The 582-nt window shown below is 57.9% G+C and carries 1 protein-coding gene; it reads right to left on the bottom strand.

The genetic code is table 11. The features are described 5' to 3' along the window. Positions 1 to 38: 38 nt before the first annotated feature. On the bottom strand, positions 39 to 582 hold a 544-nt coding region (locus CDA63_RS21040; RefSeq protein ID WP_199797572.1), incomplete at its 5' end, for a glycosyltransferase family 2 protein.

Here is a 582-nt window from a genome sequence, read left to right as displayed (position 1 = left end):
ACCGGCAAAATGACGGATATGAGCGGCGGCATAGAAAATCAGGAAAAGGAAGAAACGCTGGCCCCCAACGAAATACGTTTCGATAGGCCGCTAAAAATGGTAGAAAGTGTAAATTTAGGGGAGAGCAGCAGCACAGTGACTAACCGCCAACTGAAACTGAAATAGTCCCTCGTATTGAGGTAAAAACTAGCCTCACGGTGCCATACGCCCGCGTAGCGGTAGCGCTGCCGCTCGGCCTTCACCCACCAGGCATCGCGCTGCCGCATGGCCATAAACGCGTTGAAGGAAACCGCTGCCGACTCCAGTTCCCCGGCCCGCCGCCGGCTGATGCAATGCACGGTGTAGTCGATCATGTCGTACATCTTGCTCGGGTTGCTCGTCGTGACGGATGCCGTGTGAATGCGGTAGCGCATTAGCACTTGCTCCAGAATGACCAGCGAGTAGCCCTGCTCCAGCAAGCGGTTGAAGAACTCCATGTCTTCACAGGGCCAGAAGCGGTTGTGCAGGCCCCCGCTGCGCCCGTACACCCGCCGGCTGAGCATCAAGCCCGTAAAAGCCACCAGCACCGTCTCGCCTCGCGCC

It is taken from the genome of Hymenobacter amundsenii, assembly GCF_002204745.1.
GTDB classification, from domain to species: Bacteria; Bacteroidota; Bacteroidia; order Cytophagales; family Hymenobacteraceae; genus Hymenobacter; species Hymenobacter amundsenii.
This window is presented reverse-complemented; position numbering and strand designations above follow the sequence as displayed.